Here is a 15572-nt window from a genome sequence, read left to right as displayed (position 1 = left end):
GCAGGGAGACGGACTCCCACTGCGTGCCCCAGAACAGGGTGCTGAACTTCGGCCCCAGGGCGTTGCTCTCGGTGGTCACGCCGTGCAGGGTGCTGATGGTGCTCGCGGGCTGGCAGGCCGCAAGCAGCAGCGCGGCACCCAGCAGCGCCGCCGCGGTCATGGTACGCATGATGTCCCCCTCCCGTTACAGGATATCCGGCATTCCGTTTGAGTGTTAAACGGAAAACGCGTCCTGCGCAACGCCGGTGCGGACGCGGGGCAAAGAAAGAGGCCGCGGCCCCGCCATGCGGGGTGCGGCCTCTTTCCGGGCGGGGCGCCCATGCTGTGCCCGGGGGCTAGTCGTACTTCACGGAGGAGAACTGCATCAGTTTGTCGAAGGCGTGGCGCGCCTCGACGTAGCGGATGCTGCCGGTCTTGCCGCGCATGACCAGCGAATGGGTGGTGGCGCCGTGGCCGGTGTAGCGCACGCCGGCCAGGAAGGTGCCGCCCGAGATACCCGTGGCCGCGAAGTACACGTCGTCGGTGCGTACCAGGGTCTTGACGGTGAGGATCTCGCGCAGGTCGCGCCCGGCGTCGATGAGGGCGTGCTCCTCGTTCTTGGAGCGCGGGTCCAGGCGGGCCAGGATCTCGCCGCCCATGGCGCGGATGGCGCAGGCCGAAAGCACGCCCTCGGGGGTGCCGCCGGTGCCCATCATCACGTCCACCTTGGAGCGCGGGTCGATGGCCATGAGCGATCCGGCCACGTCGCCGTCGGTGTGCAGCTCGATGCGCGCCCCGGCCTCGCGGATTTCCTGGATGAGCTGCTTGTGGCGCGGCTTGTCGAGCACGAAGACCACAAGGTCGTCCACGTCCTTGTCCAGGGCCTTGGCGATGCGGGTCAGGTTCTCGCGCACGGGGGCGTCGAGATGGACCACGTCCTTGGCCTCGGCGGGCACCACGAGCTTTTGCATGTAGAAGCTCGGCCCGGGGTCGTACATGGTCCCCGCCGGGGCCACGCCGACCACGGAGATGGCGTTGGGCCGCCCGAAGGCCAGCAGGTTGGTGCCCTCCACGGGGTCCACGGCGACGTCCACGGCCGGGCCCTGGCCGGTGCCGAGTTTTTCGCCGTTGAAGAGCATGGGCGCCTCGTCCTTCTCGCCCTCGCCGATGACGACGCGGCCCTTGATGTCCAGGGCGTTGAAGGACAGGCGCATGGCGTCCACGGCGGCCTTGTCGCCTGCGTCCTTGTTCCCTCTGCCCAGCCAGCGGCCCGAGGCCAGGGCCGCAGCTTCCGTCACGCGGACGAGGTCCAGTGCGAGGTTTCTTTCCGGGGCTTCCACGGTGGGACTCCTTTGCTTGTGCGTTGGCTATCCAAGACGCGCGCGGACCATGTCCGCGATGGTATCGGGGGTGAAGCCGTAATGGCGCTCCAGGTCCTTGGCCGGGGCCGAGGCGCCGAAGTGGGAGAGGCCGAAGGCGATGCCCTCGGTGCCGACGTATTTGTGCCACAGGTCGGGCCGCCCGGCCTCCACGGCGACCTTGAGCGCCCCGGCGGGCAGCACGGCGGCGCGGTAGGCCGCGTCCTGCTCGTCGAACAGCTCGAAGCTCGGCACGCTGACCACCCGGCAGAGCACGCCCTCCAGCAGGGCCGCCGCGCGCATGACCAGCTGGACCTCGGACCCCGAGGCCAGGAAGACCACCTCGGGCTCGCCCTGGCAGTCGGCCAGCACATAGCCGCCCCGGGCCGGGCCGTCCAGCACCGCCGGGTGGGCGGCCGGGTCGATGACCGGCAGGCCCTGGCGGGTGAGCATCAGGCACGAGGGGCGCTCGGCCTGGGTCAGGGCGATGTTCAGGCAGGCGTTGGTCTCGTTGGCGTCGGCCGGGCGCAGCACCAGCATGTTGGGGATCAGCCGCAGGGAGCTGACGTGCTCCACGGGCTGGTGGGTCGGCCCGTCCTCGCCCACATAGAACGAATCGTGAGTGAAGACGTGCAGCACGGGCAGTTTTTGCAGCGCGGACATGCGCAGGGCGTTGCGCTCGTAGTCCGAGAAGGTCAGGAACGTGGCGCCGAAGGGAATGATCCCGCCGTGCAGGGCCATGCCGTTGAGCACCGCGCCCATGGGGAACTCGCGCACGCCGAAGGACAGGTTGCGCCCGCCGGGGTTGTCGGGGCCGAAGACGCCCACGGCCTCGCGGAACTTCACGGTCTGGTTGGAGGGATCCAGGTCGGCGGAGCCGCCCGCCAGCAGGGGCAGCTGGTTCATGATTTCGTTCAGGGCCGCGCCCCAGGCCTTGCGCGTGGCCACCTGGGTGCCGGGGGCGAACTCCGGCCAGCGCAGGCGCAGGGAGGGGCGCCGCGCGGTGACGGCCTCCCACAGGGCGGCGAAGTCGGGGTCGGAGTCGAGCAGGGCGGTCAGCTTGCGGTGCCACTTGCCGCTTTCGGCACTCAGGTGCCCGAAGCGGGAGCGGAAATGGGTCAGCACCTCGGCGGGCACCTGGAAGTCCTTTTCGGGATCCAGGCCGAGTTTGGCCTTGGTGGCGGCGATCTCCTCGGGCGCCAGGGGCGCGCCGTGGGTGTTGTAGTCGCCCTCCAGGGTGGCGGCGCCCTTGGCCATGATGGTGTGGCCGATGATCAGGGTGGGCCTGGCGGCCTCGGCCCGGGCCTGGGCCAGGGCGGCGCGGATGGCCTGGTGGTCGTGGCCGTCGATTTCCAGCACCTGCCAGCCCATGCCCTCGAAGACCATGCGGTAGTCTGTGCCGTCGCAGCGGCTGGTGGGCCCGGCAAGCTGCATCTTGTTGCTGTCGTAGAGCACGGTGAGGCGCCCCAGGCCCCATTTCCCGGCCAGGGCCGCCGAGCCCAGGGCCACGGGCTCCTGGAGGTCGCCGTCGGAGGCCAGGGCGTAGGTGCGGTGGTCGCAGATGTCCTCGCCCAGGCGGTGGCGCAGCATGGCCTCGGCCACGGCCATGCCCACGGCCATGCTCATGCCCTGGCCCAGGGGGCCGGTGGTGGCCTCCACGCCGGGGGTGGCGTCGTGCTCGGGGTGGCCGGGGGTGCGGCTGCCCCACTGGCGGAAGGCCTTGAGGTCGTCGATGTCCAGGAGGTCGCGCAGGTGCAGCAGGCCGTAAAGCAGCATGGACTCATGCCCGGCGGAGAGCACGAAGCGGTCGCGGTCGAACCAGGCGGGGTCCTTGGGGTCGAAGCGCAGGGTCTCCTTGAAGAGGACATAGGCCATGTCCGCCGAGGACATGGTCCCGCCGGGGTGCCCGGAGTTGGCCTTGCGGGTGGCGTCCATGATCAGCCCCTTGAGGGTGCTGACCGCCAGGGCGTCCAGGGCGCTGTCGGTGGTGTGTTCCATGAGTGGTTTCCTTGTGCGGATGGCGGTTGGCGCGGCGTGGCGCGGGCCCTCTCAGGCGGGGTCCATCAGGTCCACGCGGCGCTGATGGCGGCCCCCTTCAAACTCGGTATTGAGGAAAAAGTCAAGAATCTGCAAGGCGGCGCCGTCGCCGGTTACGCGCTCGCCCAGGCAGAGCACGTTGCAGTCGTTGTGCCTGCGGGTCATCTCGCACTGGTAGGCGTTGGTGCATACGGCGGCGCGGATGCCCGCGAAGCGGTTGGCGGCCATGCTCATGCCGATGCCCGTGCCGCAGATGAGCACCCCGGGCACGTTTCTGTCCAGGACGGCGCGGCACAGGCTGGCGGCCACGACGGGGTAGTCGCAGCTGTCGGTGCTCATGGTGCCCACGTCCAGGACCTCGATGCCCCGGCCCTGCATGGCGGCCTTGAGGATTTCCTTGAGCCGGAAGCCGGCGTGGTCGGAGCCGATGGCGACGGTGGTGGGAGGCATGGGGTATCCTTGCTCCGCGTGGCGGGGCGGCTAGTTGTCGTCGGGGTCCATCTCCCGCCTGCGGCGGGCGAGCATTTCCTTGCGGGTGCGGCGCATGTCGTCGGCCATGAACTCCAGCTCCTGCTCCAGGAAGTCGATCTGGCCCATGACGATGCCCGCCTCGCCGTCGGCGGACAGGGGGGCCTTGTCGCCCGGGGCGAGGTGCGCGCGGGCCAGCCGCCCCAGGGCCGCGTATTCGGCCTCCAGGCGGCGGCGCACCTGGCGCGACTCGTAGCCGCGCAGGCCGCTGGTGACCAGCCAGCGCAACTCGTCGGCCAGCACACGCAGGCCCAGGCGGCAGTTGGCCAGGATGCCCGCAAGGCCGCCGGGGCCCCGGGGCGTCCGCTCTTCGGGCTGCCCGGTTTCGGAACCGGTTTCGGGGCCGGTGTCAGCCCCGGTGTCGGGGCCGGACCTGGATTCGGTGTCAAGGCCGGTTTCGGGGCCGGGCTTGGCGCCGGTGTCAGGGCCGGTGTCGGGGCCGGTGTCGGTCTTGGGGCCGGTGTCGTCGTTCCTGGTCGTCATGGCAGCCTCCTGTCCGTTGCCGCCCCTGGGGGCGGGGTCAGTGGTCCAGGGTCTCGTGGAGCTCCAGGGGCACGATCCGGGTGCCCTTGGGCACGTCCAGGGCCAGCCGTCCGGCGGGCCAGGGTTCGGCGCCGCGTTCCGCGCGTTTGATGCGGATGATCGCGGTGGCGCCGCCCTGCGTGCGCAAGGCCAGACGCCGGGGCCCGGGCGGGGCGGCCTCGTCGAAGGCGCCAAGCTCCAGGGTCCAGGCAGTCTGTCGCAGCCGCCCTGCAAGTACCACCGGTCTGCCCGTCGCGTCCAGCGTCAGGACGGAGACGGGCGCGGCGGCGGAAAACTCGTAGCGGGCCCCGCCCTCGGGAAGCAGCCGCGCGTCGCGGTAGCTCTCGGGCACGAGGCCGTCGTAGCTGCCGCAGACCAGGGCGGCCAGGTCGCCCAGGGACAGGGGCACCCCCAGGCCCATGCGCGCGGCCCCGGTCCGGGGGTCGGCGTGGGTGTAGAGCGCGGCCTCGCCGGGAATGTAGCCCTCGATGCCCAGGGCGTCTTCGCGCCACAGGGCGACGGGGGTGCCGAAACCGGCGCTGGTGTCCAGGCGCAGCAGGGGGCGCGGGGCGGCGTCCGCCCCGGGCGGGCCCTGGCCCTCGGGGGCGGCGGGGTTGCCCCAGAGCTGGAACTCCACGCGCATGGCCTTGCCGTCGGCGCCCGCGTAGTTCAGGCTGCCCGAGGCGGAAAAGCCTCCCGTGGCGCGGCGCGCGGCGTGGCGGGCGGAATCGAAGGCGGCCCACAGGGCCCTGGCGGGCGGGCTTTCGCCGCGCGGGGCCCGCTGGGCGCAGCCCCACAGGCCCGCGCCCAGCGCCAGCAGGAGCAGGGCCAGCAGGGCCCGCGACGCCCGGAGGCGGCCGCCGCCAAGGGTCACAGCGCGTCCAGCTTGGCCCGTACCCGCGCCTGCCCGGGCCGCAGCTCCAGGCTGTTGCGGTAGCCTTCGCGGGCCTTGTCGCGCAGGCCGAGGCGGGCGGCGATGTCGCCGTAGTGCTCCCAGATGTCGGGCTCGTCGGCCACATGCTCCACGGCGCGGCGCACCAGCTCCCAGGCCTTGTCCACCTCGCCCAGGCGGAAATGGACCCAGGCCAGGGAGTCGATGATGTAGCCGTTGTCCGGCTCGATCTCCAGGGCCCGCGAAATGAGCACCAGGGCCCGGTCCAGGTCGCGGTTCTCTTCGGCCAGCATGTAGCCCAGGAAGTTCAGGGCGTCGGCGTGCTCGGAGTCGAGGGCGATGATCTCCTCCATCTGCGCCAGGGCGTCGGGCATGCGCCCGAGCTTTTCCAGCACCACGCCCCGGGAGTAGAGCAGTTGCGTGTCGCCGGGCCATTTGGCCAGGGCACGGTCCAGCACCTCCAGGGCCCGGACGTACTTGCCCTGGCGCTGGTGCCAGCCCGCCTCGAGCAGGGGGTACTGGCCCTGGTCGGGGTAGCGGCGCTCCAGGTCGAGGATCAGCTCCAGGGCGCGCTGGGTTTCGCCCTTGTCCATGAGCAGGTGGATGCGGAAGCGGGCGGCCTGGTGGAAGTTGCGGTCGGTGTCGGGGATGCGCTCCAGGTACCGGATGGCCCGGCCCGCGTCGTTGTCGCCCTCGAAGGCCAGCATGGCCATGGAGAACCAGATGCGGTCCGGCGCGTCGCCGCGCTCGGACAGCGGCACCAGCACCGCCCGGGCCTGGTCGTAGAACTTCTCGTCCATGAACAGGCTGGCCGCCTCCAGGCCGTAGGCCGCGTCCGCCGGGCCCTGGCGGTAGATTTCCAGGGCCCTGTCGGGGCGGTTGAGCTTGATGTTCAGGCTGATCAGCCGCAGGTGGACCTCGCTGCCCGTCTCGCCCAGTTCGAGCAGGCGGGTGTAGACCTTTTCGGCTTCGAGGTAGTTGCCGTCGACCTCGTAGAGATAGGCCAGCTCGGCCCATGCCTCGACGAAGAAGGCGTCCTTGGCCACGGCCTCGCGCAGCAGTTCCCGGGCCTGGCGGTTCATGCCCAGGCCCGCGCTGGCCTTGGCGCTGTAGTAGAGGATGGGGGCGTCGCGCTCGGCGGCGGGGATGGCGCGCAGGTTTTCCAGGGCCTGGGCGAACTGCCCCGCGTCCATGTGGATGAGGGCCATGTCCTTGCGCGCGGTCCAGTCCTCGGGGTTGCGCGCAAGGTAGTCGCTCATGGTGGCGATGGCGTCGTCGTGGCGCCGCTCGGCGTAGTAGGTGTTGGCCAGGGCCACGGCCAGCCCGCGCGAGTCGGGGTAGAGGGCGATGCCCCGCTTGGCCAGCTCGCGGGCGGCGTCCACGCTTCCGGAGCGCCACAGGAAGTCCACGCCCTGGCGGTGGACGCTTTCGCTGGGGTCCAGGCGCAGCAGTTCGTCCAGGGCCTGACGGGCGTCGCCCTCGGCGCCGGAGCGCCGCGCCTCCTCGAATTTCAGGTAGTTGTAGGCCGCCCGGGCCTCGGGCGAGCGCTCGGCTGCGGGCTCCGCCACGGGGGCGGAGGCGCGCAGGGGCGCGCACGAGGCCGTGCCCAGGGCGGCCAGGAGGAGGAGAATCGCTGCTGTGTTGCGGTGCATGGCGCTGTGTCGTGTCCTTGACTGTGCGGCGGGGCCGCGTGTGCGCCCGGGCTCAGGGCCGGCCGGCGCCGGAAAGGTCCCTGGCCGCGAGCTCGTTCAGCCTGGCGTGGATCTCTTCGCCCAGGGACAGCCCCAGGGTGATGAACTCCGGCCCGAAGGCGCGGCCCGTGGCGGTGCGGAAGGTTCCGGCGACCTCGCGGATCCTGGCCACCCCGGCGGGGAAGCGCTCCAGGATGCCTGCCACGGGGGTTTCGTTGTAGTCGCACATCTCCCACAGGGTGGTGCTGAAATTGTCCGGGCCCCAGCGGAATTTGTCGGCGTCGTAGAGCGCGCCCGAGAGCAGGGCGGCCTCGGGGTCGGTCGTTTCGCGGCGCGCGGCGAATGCCTCGTGGTCGCGGATGGCGAAGGCCACGCGCGCCAGGTCGTCCGCCTCCAGGGGGTAGTCGGCCAGGATGGACAGGGACAGCTCGGCGCCCCGGGCGGCGTGGTCGTCCTCCAGGCGGCAGACATCGTGCAGCAGCCCCGCCAGGTGGGCCAGCAGGGCCAGGTGCCTGGCCCGGGCCAGGTCGCCCTGGCGCATCTCGGTCAGCACGATGGCCCCGGCCTCGATGGCCACCTTCTTGGCGTGGTCGATGCCGTGGCCGTAGTCGTCGTAGAGGAAGGGGATCACGTCCTCCTGGAGGCGCACCAGCAGGGGGTTGTCGAAAAACGTGGAGCGCGAGTATTCCAGCTCGCGGGCGCAGTGGGCGTAGAACCCGGGCAGTTCCAGGCGGGCGACCATGGCCTTGGCCTCGGTCTTCATGCGGGAGAGGAGCTTATTCATCGGCCTCGATCCAGTCCTGTGAGAAGTCGTCGATGTTGTCCGAGAGCTGTTTCTTGATTTTCTGCAGCAGCCGGGTCTCGATCTGGCGCACGCGCTCGCGGGTGATGCCGTAGCGCTCGCCTATCTCGCGCAGGGGCACGGGCGAATCCGAGAGCAGGCGCAGTTCGAGGATGTCGCGTTCCTTGTCCGAAAGCAGGGGCACGATGGCCCGCAGGTGCCTGCGCAGCACCTCGGCGATCTCGTTCTGGGCCAGGGTGTCCTCCACGCCCGGGGTCAGGGCGGGCAGGAAGTCCATGCGCGTGGCCCCGCCGTCCTCGGACAGCGGCAGGTCCAGGGACATGTCCTGGCGGGCCAGGCGCTGGTCCATCTCGATGACCACCTCCTCGGACACGCCGAGGTTTTTGGACAGGGTGGCCGTGTCGGGGTCGAAGCCCTGGGCGATGAGCCGCTGGCGTTCCTTGTTCAGGTTGTAGAACAGCTTGCGCTGGGCCTGGGTGGTGCCCACCTTCACCAGCCGCCAGTTGTCCATGATGAACTTCAGGATGTAGGCCTTGATCCAGAAGGCGGCGTAGTACGAGAACTTGATGCCCTTGTCGGGGTCGAACTTCTGCACGGCGCGCATGAGCCCGACGTTGCCCTCCTGGATCAGGTCCAGCACGTTCTGCATCCAGCGGCGCTGGAAGTCCATGGCGATCTTGACCACCAGGCGCAGGTGGGAGGACACCAGCCTGAAGGCTGCGTCGGAGTCGCCGTCGTCGCGCACGCGCCGGGCCAGCTCGAACTCCTCCTCCGGAGCCAGCAGGCCGAACTTGCCGATCTCGCGCAGGTAGAGGTGCAGGGGATCGCGCGTGGCCAGGGCGCCGGTGGTGGCGGGCGTCAGCTCGAAATCGTCGTCCTCGCCCAGTCCGTCGTCCAGTTCGGGGTCGAGGATATCCTCGTCCCCGTCCTCGTGAAGCTCCTCCTCCGGGGGCAGCACTTCGGGCGTTTCGGCCTGGGGCCTTGGCGTCTTGTCACTCATCGTATGGGGTCCATTGTCATATTTCGGTCGTGTTGTCATGCGCGGGCGGGGCGGGCCCGGGGAGGGCGGCCGGACAAAGCGGCCACAGGCGGGGCCCGAAAAAGGAAGGGTATAGTTTTTGTTTGGCCTTTTCAATGATTTTGGTTAATCATCTCCCCCTTCGGGGCGCGCGGGAAGGCCCGCCCCTGGCCGCTTCCCGGGCAGTTTCCGGGTGCAGACAATCCAACGGAGAACGACCCTTGCCTGATTTTCGCCGCCTGCTGGCCGACGGCCGCGTGCACCTCTTCGATGGCGGGATGGGGACCCTGCTCCAGGCCCGGGGCCTGAAGTCCGGCCAGTCGCCCGAGCTCTTCGGGCTGGCCAACCCCGACGCCGTCCAGGGCGTGCATGGCGACTACCTGGCCGCCGGAGCCCGCGTGGTGACCACCAACACCTTCGGCGGCACGGCCTTCAAGCTCGGCCCCGGGCAGGACCCGGTGGCCGTCTCGCGGGCTCTGGCCGCCTGCGCGCGGCGCGCTGCCGGGGACCACGGCTTCGTCGCGGGCAGCGTCGGGCCCACGGGCCATTTCGTCAAGCCCATGGGCGACCTGACCCTGCGCGAGATGATCGCGGCCTTCGCCGCCCAGATCCGCGGGCTGGCCGAGGGCGGGGCGGATCTCGTCCTGGTGGAGACCCAGTTCGACCTGGCCGAGGCCCGGGCCGCCGTCATCGCCGCCCGCGAAACCTGCGACCTGCCCGTGGCCGTGTCCATGACCTTCGACAAGGGCGCCTGCCTCACGGGCACCGCCCCGCTGACGTTCATCGACACCATGCAGAACATGGGCGTCGAGCTGCTGGGCACCAATTGCAGCGCCGGGCCGGAGCAGCTCGTGGACGTGGTGCGGGCCATGCTGCCGCGCCTGTCCACGCCGCTGGTGGTCCAGCCCAACGCGGGGCTGCCCGAGCTGGACGACCAGGGGCGCACGGTCTTTCGCCTGGGCCCCGAGGATTTCGCGGCCCAGGTCATGCCCTTTGTGGATATGGGCGCCAAGTTCCTGGGCGGCTGCTGCGGCACCACCCCCGAGCACATCCGCGCCGTGGCCGTCCGCCTGGGCGAGCGCTCCTGGTCCCTGCCCGAGCCGCCCGAGCCGCCCGCCCTGGTGGTCACTTCGCGTTTCGCCTCGGTGCCCGTGGGCCACGAGCGGCCCGCGGTGATCATCGGCGAGCGCATCAACCCCACGGGCAAGAAGGAACTCACGGCCCAGCTCCAGGAGGGCCGCTTCGACGAGGCCCTGCGCCTGGCCGAGGAGCAGGTGCGCGACGGGGCGCGCATCCTGGACGTGAACGTGGGCGCGCCGCTGGTGGACGAGGCGGCCCTGCTGCCCGCCCTGGTCCAGGCGCTGGCCGCGCGCGTGCAGGCCCCGCTGTGCATCGACTCCACGGACATCAATGCCGTGCGCGCCGCCCTGGACGCCTATCCCGGCTCGCCCCTGGTCAACTCCATCAGCGGGGAACCCGGGCGCATGGAGGAGCTGGGGCCCCTGTGCCGCCTGTACGGCGCGCCGTTCATCCTGCTGCCCCTCAAGGGCCGCAAGCTGCCCGTCACCGCCGGGGAGCGCCTGGACGTGGTGGCGGAGCTGCTGGAGCAGGCCGAGGGCCTGGGCATCCCCCGGCGGCTCATCGTGGTGGACGCCCTGGTGCTCACGGTGTCGTCCAAGCCCCGCTCGGCCCTGGCCTGTTTCGAGGTCGTCCGCCAGTGCCGCGAGCGCTGGGGGCTGGCCACCACCTGCGGGCTGTCCAACATCTCCTTCGGCCTGCCCGCGCGCGAGCTGCTCAACTCGTCTTTCCTGACCATGGGCCTGGCCCACGGGCTGACCTCGTTCATCGCCAACCCCGGCTCGGCCCGGCTGCGCGAAAGCCTGGCCAGCGCCGAGGTGATCCTGGCGCGCGACCCGCAGGCCGAGAGCTATGTGGCGGGCTTCACCAACTGGACCCCGGGCACCGGCGGCACGGGCGCGCCCGGGGGCCCGGGCGGCCCCGGCCCGGCCGAGCCGGTCAAGACCCTTGGCGACGCCGTGATCCGCGGCGCCAAGGACTCCATCCGCGCCATGCTCGACGCCGAGCTGGCCAAGGGAGCCGACCCCTTCGCCCTGGTGGGCGAGCAGCTCATCCCGGCCATCACCGAGGTGGGCGAGAAGTACGAGCGCAAGGAATACTTCCTGCCGCAGCTGCTGCAATCCGCCGAGACCATGCAGACGGCGTTCTCGCACCTGCGGCCCCTGCTGGAGGCCGCGGGCGGCGCCCCGCGCGCCAAGATCGTCATGGCCACCGTGGAGGGCGACATCCACGACATCGGCAAGAACATCGTGATCCTCATGCTGCGCAACAACGGCTTCGAGGTCATCGACCTGGGCAAGGACGTGCCCGCCGAGCGCATCGTGGAGACCGCCGAGCGCGAGGGCGCATCGCTCATCGGCCTGTCGGCCCTCATGACGACCACCATGGTCCGCATGCGCGACACGGTGGAGCTTGTGCGCCGCAAGGCCCTGCCGTGCCGCGTCATGGTCGGCGGGGCGGTGGTGACCCAGGATTTCGCGGATTCCATCGGCGCCGACGGCTACACCCCCGACGCGGTGAGCTGCGTAAAGCTCGCCAAGGACCTGACCGCCTGACCCGGAGGCTTCGATCATGACCCGTTCCCCGCGCCCGTTGCCGCAGATGGCGGCGCTTCTCCTGGCCCTGGCCCTCGGGCTGGCCGCGTGTCCCGCCGCGGCCTCGGGCGGGGCGCAGCCCCCCGCGCCCCAGGCCGCCCCCGCCGCGCCCCAGACCATGAGCACCATGGACGTTGTGCGCCTGGTGGCCCGCTCCCAGGGCAAGGTGGTGCTGCTCAACTTCTGGGCCTCATGGTGCAAGCCCTGCCAGGCCGAGGTGCCCGAGCTGAACGCCCTGCGCGGGGCCGTGGGCGAGGACCGGCTGGTCATGCTCGGCCTGTCCGTGGACGAGAATCCCGAGGACTACGCCCGGTTCGTGGCCAGGACGCGCTTCGACTACCCGGTGCACCTGGCCCACGAAAGCGTGCCCGCCTTCTACCGTGTGGGGGCCATCCCGCGCATCGTGATCTACGACCCCCAGGGCAGGCAGGCCGCGTCCTACGAGGGCGGGGTGCCCGCCGAGACCCTGGAGGGCGTCGTCTCCAGCCTGCTCGGGAGGAACTGAGCCCGTGGCCGAACTCTACATCCGCAAGGCCAAGATGCAGGACGTGCGCGCCATCCACGGCATGCTCATGCAATGCGCCGGGCGCGGCGAGCTGCTGCCCCGGGCCTTGTCCGATATCTATCACCACCTGCGCGACTTTTTCGTCCTTGTCGCGCGCGACAACGGGGCCGTGGTCGGCTGCTGCGCCTTCGCCATCTGCTGGGAGAACCTGGGCGAGATACGCTCGCTGGTGGTCAGCCCCGAATTGCAGAAGGCGGGCTGGGGCCGGCGGCTGGTGGAGGCATGCCTGTCCGAGGCGGTGGTCTTCGGCGTGTATCAGGTCTTCACCCTGACCTATGTGCCCGGTTTCTTCGCCCGCCTGGGCTTCGGGGAGGTTTCCAAGGACGTGCTGCCCCAGAAGGTCTGGGCCGACTGCCTGAACTGCCCCAAGTTCCCGGAATGCGACGAAACGGCCATGCTCCTGGCCCTGTAGGCCCCGGCTTGCACTTTTGCCCGCAGCCTGCGACAATCACAGCATAACCTGAAAGGATCAGCCTGCATGACGACCAAGACCGCCACGCCCTCCCTGGCCGCAAACATGAAACCGGTGCTGACCCCGGAAGTGATCGCGGCCCGGGTGCGCGAGCTGGGCGCCGAGATCACCGGCGTCTACCGGGGCCAGCCTCTGACGGTGGTCTGCGTGCTCAAGGGCGCGTTCCTGTTCTTCGCCGACCTGGTGCGCCACATCGACCTGGACCTCGAACTGGAATTCATCCGCCTGGCCAGCTACGGCAAGGGCATGGAAAGCGGCGAACTGGTCTTCTCCAAGGATATGGAAACCTCCATCCTGGACAAGAACGTGCTGGTGGTGGAAGACATCGTGGACAGTGGCCGGTCCATGGACTTCCTGCTGCGGACCTTCGCCGAGCGCAAGCCCCGGAGCCTGCGGCTGGCCGCCCTGGTGGACAAGTTCGAACGACGCGAAGTGCCTCTGGACGTGGACTTTTCCGGTTTCACGCTGCATAAAGGCTTCATCGTCGGCTATGGCATGGACTACGCCGAGCATTATCGCCAGCTTGGCGGCATCTTCGAAATCGAGACCTGAGGCCCCGGCGCCCCGACGGGCCGGGACGAAGCATTGCGAGCGCGCCCATGATCGTCGAGTGCCCCAACTGCAAATCCTCGTTCAACCTCGATGACGCCCTGGTGCCCCCCGGGGGGCGCAAGGTGCGTTGTTCTGTGTGCGAAAACGTCTTCACCGTCGTGCCCCAGGCCCGGCCGGACTCGCGGGAGCTGCCCGAGCTGGACGAGATGGACGAGGGCTTCGGCCAGGACTTCGGCGCCGATGACGACGACCTGCTGGCCTCCCTGGGCGACGCCGCCCTGGACGACGAGCCGGCCCCCGGCGCCGGGGCTGCCGATGCCCCCGGGCCGCGCCCCGGCCCCGCCCCGGAGGCGGGTGGCGGCTCCAAGCTGGACCTGAACCTCGACGCCGCGCCCAAGGCCGCCAAAAAGGCCGGGCGCGGGCGGACCGTGGCCATCGTGGCGGTGGCCGTGATCCTGCTCCTGGGCGCCGGGCTGGCCGGGGTCTGGCAGTTCGCCCCGCAGCTTCTGGGCCTGGGCCCCGGGGAGCAGGCCGCCGAAAGCGCCGCCCCCGCCGCGGACCCCGCCGAGCTGGTGCGCAAGATTTCCCTGGAAGGCATCAAGCAGTACTATGTGGAGAACGACAAGACCGGCCGCCTGTTCGTCATCCAGGGCAAGGCCGTGAACCTGTTCGAAACCCCGCGCGAGCTCATCGCCGTGGAGGCCAGCCTCTTCGACGCCCAGAACCAGCCGCTGGCCTCGCGCCGCCTGCTGTGCGGCAACACCCTGGACCTGTTCCAGCTCCAGGTGCTGGCCCGCGAGGAGATCGAGGCCGCCCTGGACAACGAGGCAGGCGTGGGCGCCAACAACATCAACCTCCAGACCGGGCAGTCCGTGCCGTTCATGCTCGTGTTCTTCGATCCGCCCGAGGGGCTGGCGGAGTTCAACGTCAAGGTCGTGGCGGCCAAGGAAGTCGCGCCGTGAGCGCGGTTCCGGCCCCGCCCGGGGCGCCTTTCGCGTGGGCCAGGCCCCGCGCGCCGCGCCCATGAAGGCCCGGCGCGTCTACGTCTGCGCCGAGTGCGGCGCAAGGTCGCACCAGTGGCAGGGCCAGTGCGCGGGCTGCGGCGCGTGGAACACCCTGGCCGAACGCGCCGAGGCCAAGCCCGCCGCCGCCCCCGGCCGCCGTCCAGGCGCCGAGACCCTGCTGGCCGAGAACCGCCCCGCGCCCCTGGCCGAGCTGCGCCAGGGCCGCGCCGTGGCCTATTCCAGCGGCCTGAGCGCCCTGGACGAGGTGCTGGGCAAGGGCTTCATGCCCGGCGGGGTCGTGCTGCTGGCCGGGGAGCCGGGCATCGGCAAATCCACGTTGCTGCTGCAACTGGTGGGCAACCTGGCGCGCACCGGACGCAGCGCCGTCTATGTCTCCGCCGAGGAGTCCCTGGGCCAGATCCGCGGCCGCGCCGAGCGGCTGGGGCTCCTGTCGCCCGATCTGCTGGCCATGGCCACCACCCGCGCCGAGGACGCCCTGGCCGCCCTGGCCCAGGGCCAGGCGCCGGACCTGATGGTGGTGGACTCGGTGCAGACCCTGTCCAGCGAGGCCGTGGACGGGCTTCCGGGCAGCGTGTCCCAGGTGCGCGCGGTGTCCACGGCGCTGGTGGAGCAGGCCAAGCGCTGCGGCACGACCCTGGTCCTTGTGGGCCATGTGACCAAGGAGGGCCAGATCGCCGGGCCCAAGCTCTTGGAGCACATGGTGGACACGGTGCTCTCCCTGGAGGGCGACCGCCAGCACCTGTTCCGCATGCTGCGGGTGATGAAGAACCGCTTCGGCCCGGCGCACGAGATACTGCTCTTCCACATGACCGGCGCGGGCATGGAGGTGGTGGACGACCCGTCCACGTTCTTCCTGCAGGACCGCGACCCCGGCCTGTCCGGCGCGGCGCTGTGCATGGCCGTCTCGGGCCAGCGGCCTTTTGCCGTTGAGGTCCAGGCCCTGGTGACCAAGACCTTCCTGGCCATCCCCCGGCGCACGGCCCTGGGCTTCGACGCCAACCGGCTGCACCTGCTGCTGGCAGTGGTGGAGAAGAAGCTGCGCCTGAACCTGGGCGGAGTGGACATCTACGCCAAGATCGGCGGCGGCATGAAGCTGGCCGACCCCGCCCTGGACGCGGCCATCGTGGCCGCCGTGCTGTCGAGCTTCTACGACCGCGCCCTGCCCGAAGGCGCCGTGGCCTGGGGCGAGATCGACCTGAACGGCCAGATCCGCCCCGTGGCATCCCACGACATCCGCCTCAAGCAGGCCGCCCGCCTGGGCTATTCCCCGGCCCTGCACCCCGGCGAGGTGAAAAACATCGGGGCGCTCCAGGCCAGGCTGTTCGGGCGCAGCCGGTGAGAATGCCCCCTGTCGCCCCTTCAGGGGCCCGGGACTGATTCCAGCTCCTTTCCTGCATCAACGAAATCGCCATCGCGGCAGGCGACCTGCCCAAGAGGCACCAGGGCCTTTGGTGCTTTT

14 protein-coding genes are annotated in these 15572 nt (G+C 70.6%); 6 read left to right on the top strand and 8 right to left on the bottom strand.

Going from position 1 to position 15572, the window contains the following annotated elements; genetic code table 11:
* Positions 1–335: 335 nt before the first annotated feature.
* Genes glpX through M0P34_RS06035 form a run of 8 tightly spaced genes read right to left on the bottom strand, consistent with a single transcriptional unit; the run spans position 336 to position 8809 of the window.
* Complete coding sequence (glpX, locus tag M0P34_RS06070) at positions 336–1319, bottom strand: class II fructose-bisphosphatase (protein ID WP_291497444.1); 984 nt, start codon at positions 1317–1319, stop codon at positions 336–338.
* Positions 1320–1346: 27 nt separating this feature from the next.
* Positions 1347–3335, bottom strand: coding sequence for a transketolase (gene tkt / locus M0P34_RS06065; protein WP_291497437.1), 1989 nt, complete (start codon positions 3333–3335; stop codon positions 1347–1349).
* 51 nt (positions 3336–3386) lie between these two features.
* Positions 3387–3824, bottom strand: coding sequence for a ribose 5-phosphate isomerase B (gene rpiB, locus M0P34_RS06060; protein WP_291497435.1), 438 nt, complete (start codon positions 3822–3824; stop codon positions 3387–3389).
* Between the two features lie 30 nt (positions 3825–3854).
* On the bottom strand, positions 3855–4385 hold the full coding sequence (locus M0P34_RS06055; RefSeq protein WP_291497433.1) for a hypothetical protein: 531 nt from the start codon (positions 4383–4385) through the stop codon (positions 3855–3857).
* A 37-nt stretch (positions 4386–4422) separates the two neighbouring features.
* Positions 4423–5298: a hypothetical protein gene (locus M0P34_RS06050; protein WP_291497431.1), complete on the bottom strand. Its 876-nt coding sequence runs from the start codon at positions 5296–5298 to the stop codon at positions 4423–4425.
* Positions 5295–6968, bottom strand: coding sequence for a tetratricopeptide repeat protein (locus tag M0P34_RS06045; protein ID WP_291497429.1), 1674 nt, complete (start codon positions 6966–6968; stop codon positions 5295–5297). Before M0P34_RS06045 ends, M0P34_RS06050 begins: the two co-directional genes overlap by 4 nt.
* Positions 6969–7020: 52 nt before the next feature.
* Positions 7021–7791, bottom strand: coding sequence for a hypothetical protein (locus M0P34_RS06040; RefSeq protein WP_291497427.1), 771 nt, complete (start codon positions 7789–7791; stop codon positions 7021–7023).
* Positions 7784–8809, bottom strand: a complete 1026-nt coding sequence (locus M0P34_RS06035; RefSeq protein ID WP_291497425.1) for an RNA polymerase factor sigma-32 — start codon at positions 8807–8809, stop codon at positions 7784–7786. Before M0P34_RS06035 ends, M0P34_RS06040 begins: the two co-directional genes overlap by 8 nt.
* A 239-nt stretch (positions 8810–9048) precedes the next feature.
* Here M0P34_RS06035 and M0P34_RS06030 point away from each other — a divergent pair, with 239 nt between their 5' ends.
* The 6 genes from M0P34_RS06030 (at position 9049) to radA (ending at position 15452) form a co-directional block, all read left to right on the top strand.
* Positions 9049–11460, top strand: coding sequence for a homocysteine S-methyltransferase family protein (locus M0P34_RS06030; RefSeq protein WP_291497423.1), 2412 nt, complete (start codon positions 9049–9051; stop codon positions 11458–11460).
* 16 nt (positions 11461–11476) lie between these two features.
* Complete coding sequence (locus M0P34_RS06025) at positions 11477–12004, top strand: TlpA disulfide reductase family protein (protein WP_291497421.1); 528 nt, start codon at positions 11477–11479, stop codon at positions 12002–12004.
* Between the two features lie 4 nt (positions 12005–12008).
* A complete protein-coding gene (locus M0P34_RS06020; RefSeq protein ID WP_291497419.1) occupies positions 12009–12476 on the top strand; it encodes an N-acetyltransferase in 468 nt (155 codons plus the stop codon).
* Positions 12477–12542: 66 nt separating this feature from the next.
* A complete protein-coding gene (gene hpt, locus M0P34_RS06015; RefSeq protein ID WP_291497417.1) occupies positions 12543–13088 on the top strand; it encodes a hypoxanthine phosphoribosyltransferase in 546 nt (181 codons plus the stop codon).
* A gap of 47 nt (positions 13089–13135) precedes the next feature.
* Positions 13136–14050 (top strand): DUF3426 domain-containing protein, encoded by a 915-nt coding sequence (locus M0P34_RS06010; protein WP_291497415.1) that lies wholly within the window; start codon positions 13136–13138, stop codon positions 14048–14050.
* 61 nt (positions 14051–14111) lie between these two features.
* Positions 14112–15452, top strand: a complete 1341-nt coding sequence (gene radA, locus M0P34_RS06005) for a DNA repair protein RadA (RefSeq protein WP_291497446.1) — start codon at positions 14112–14114, stop codon at positions 15450–15452.
* The last annotated feature ends 120 nt before the right edge of the window (positions 15453–15572 follow it).

Source organism: Desulfocurvus sp. (assembly GCF_023230885.1).
Classification (GTDB): Bacteria; Desulfobacterota; Desulfovibrionia; order Desulfovibrionales; family Desulfovibrionaceae; genus Desulfocurvus.
This window is presented reverse-complemented; position numbering and strand designations above follow the sequence as displayed.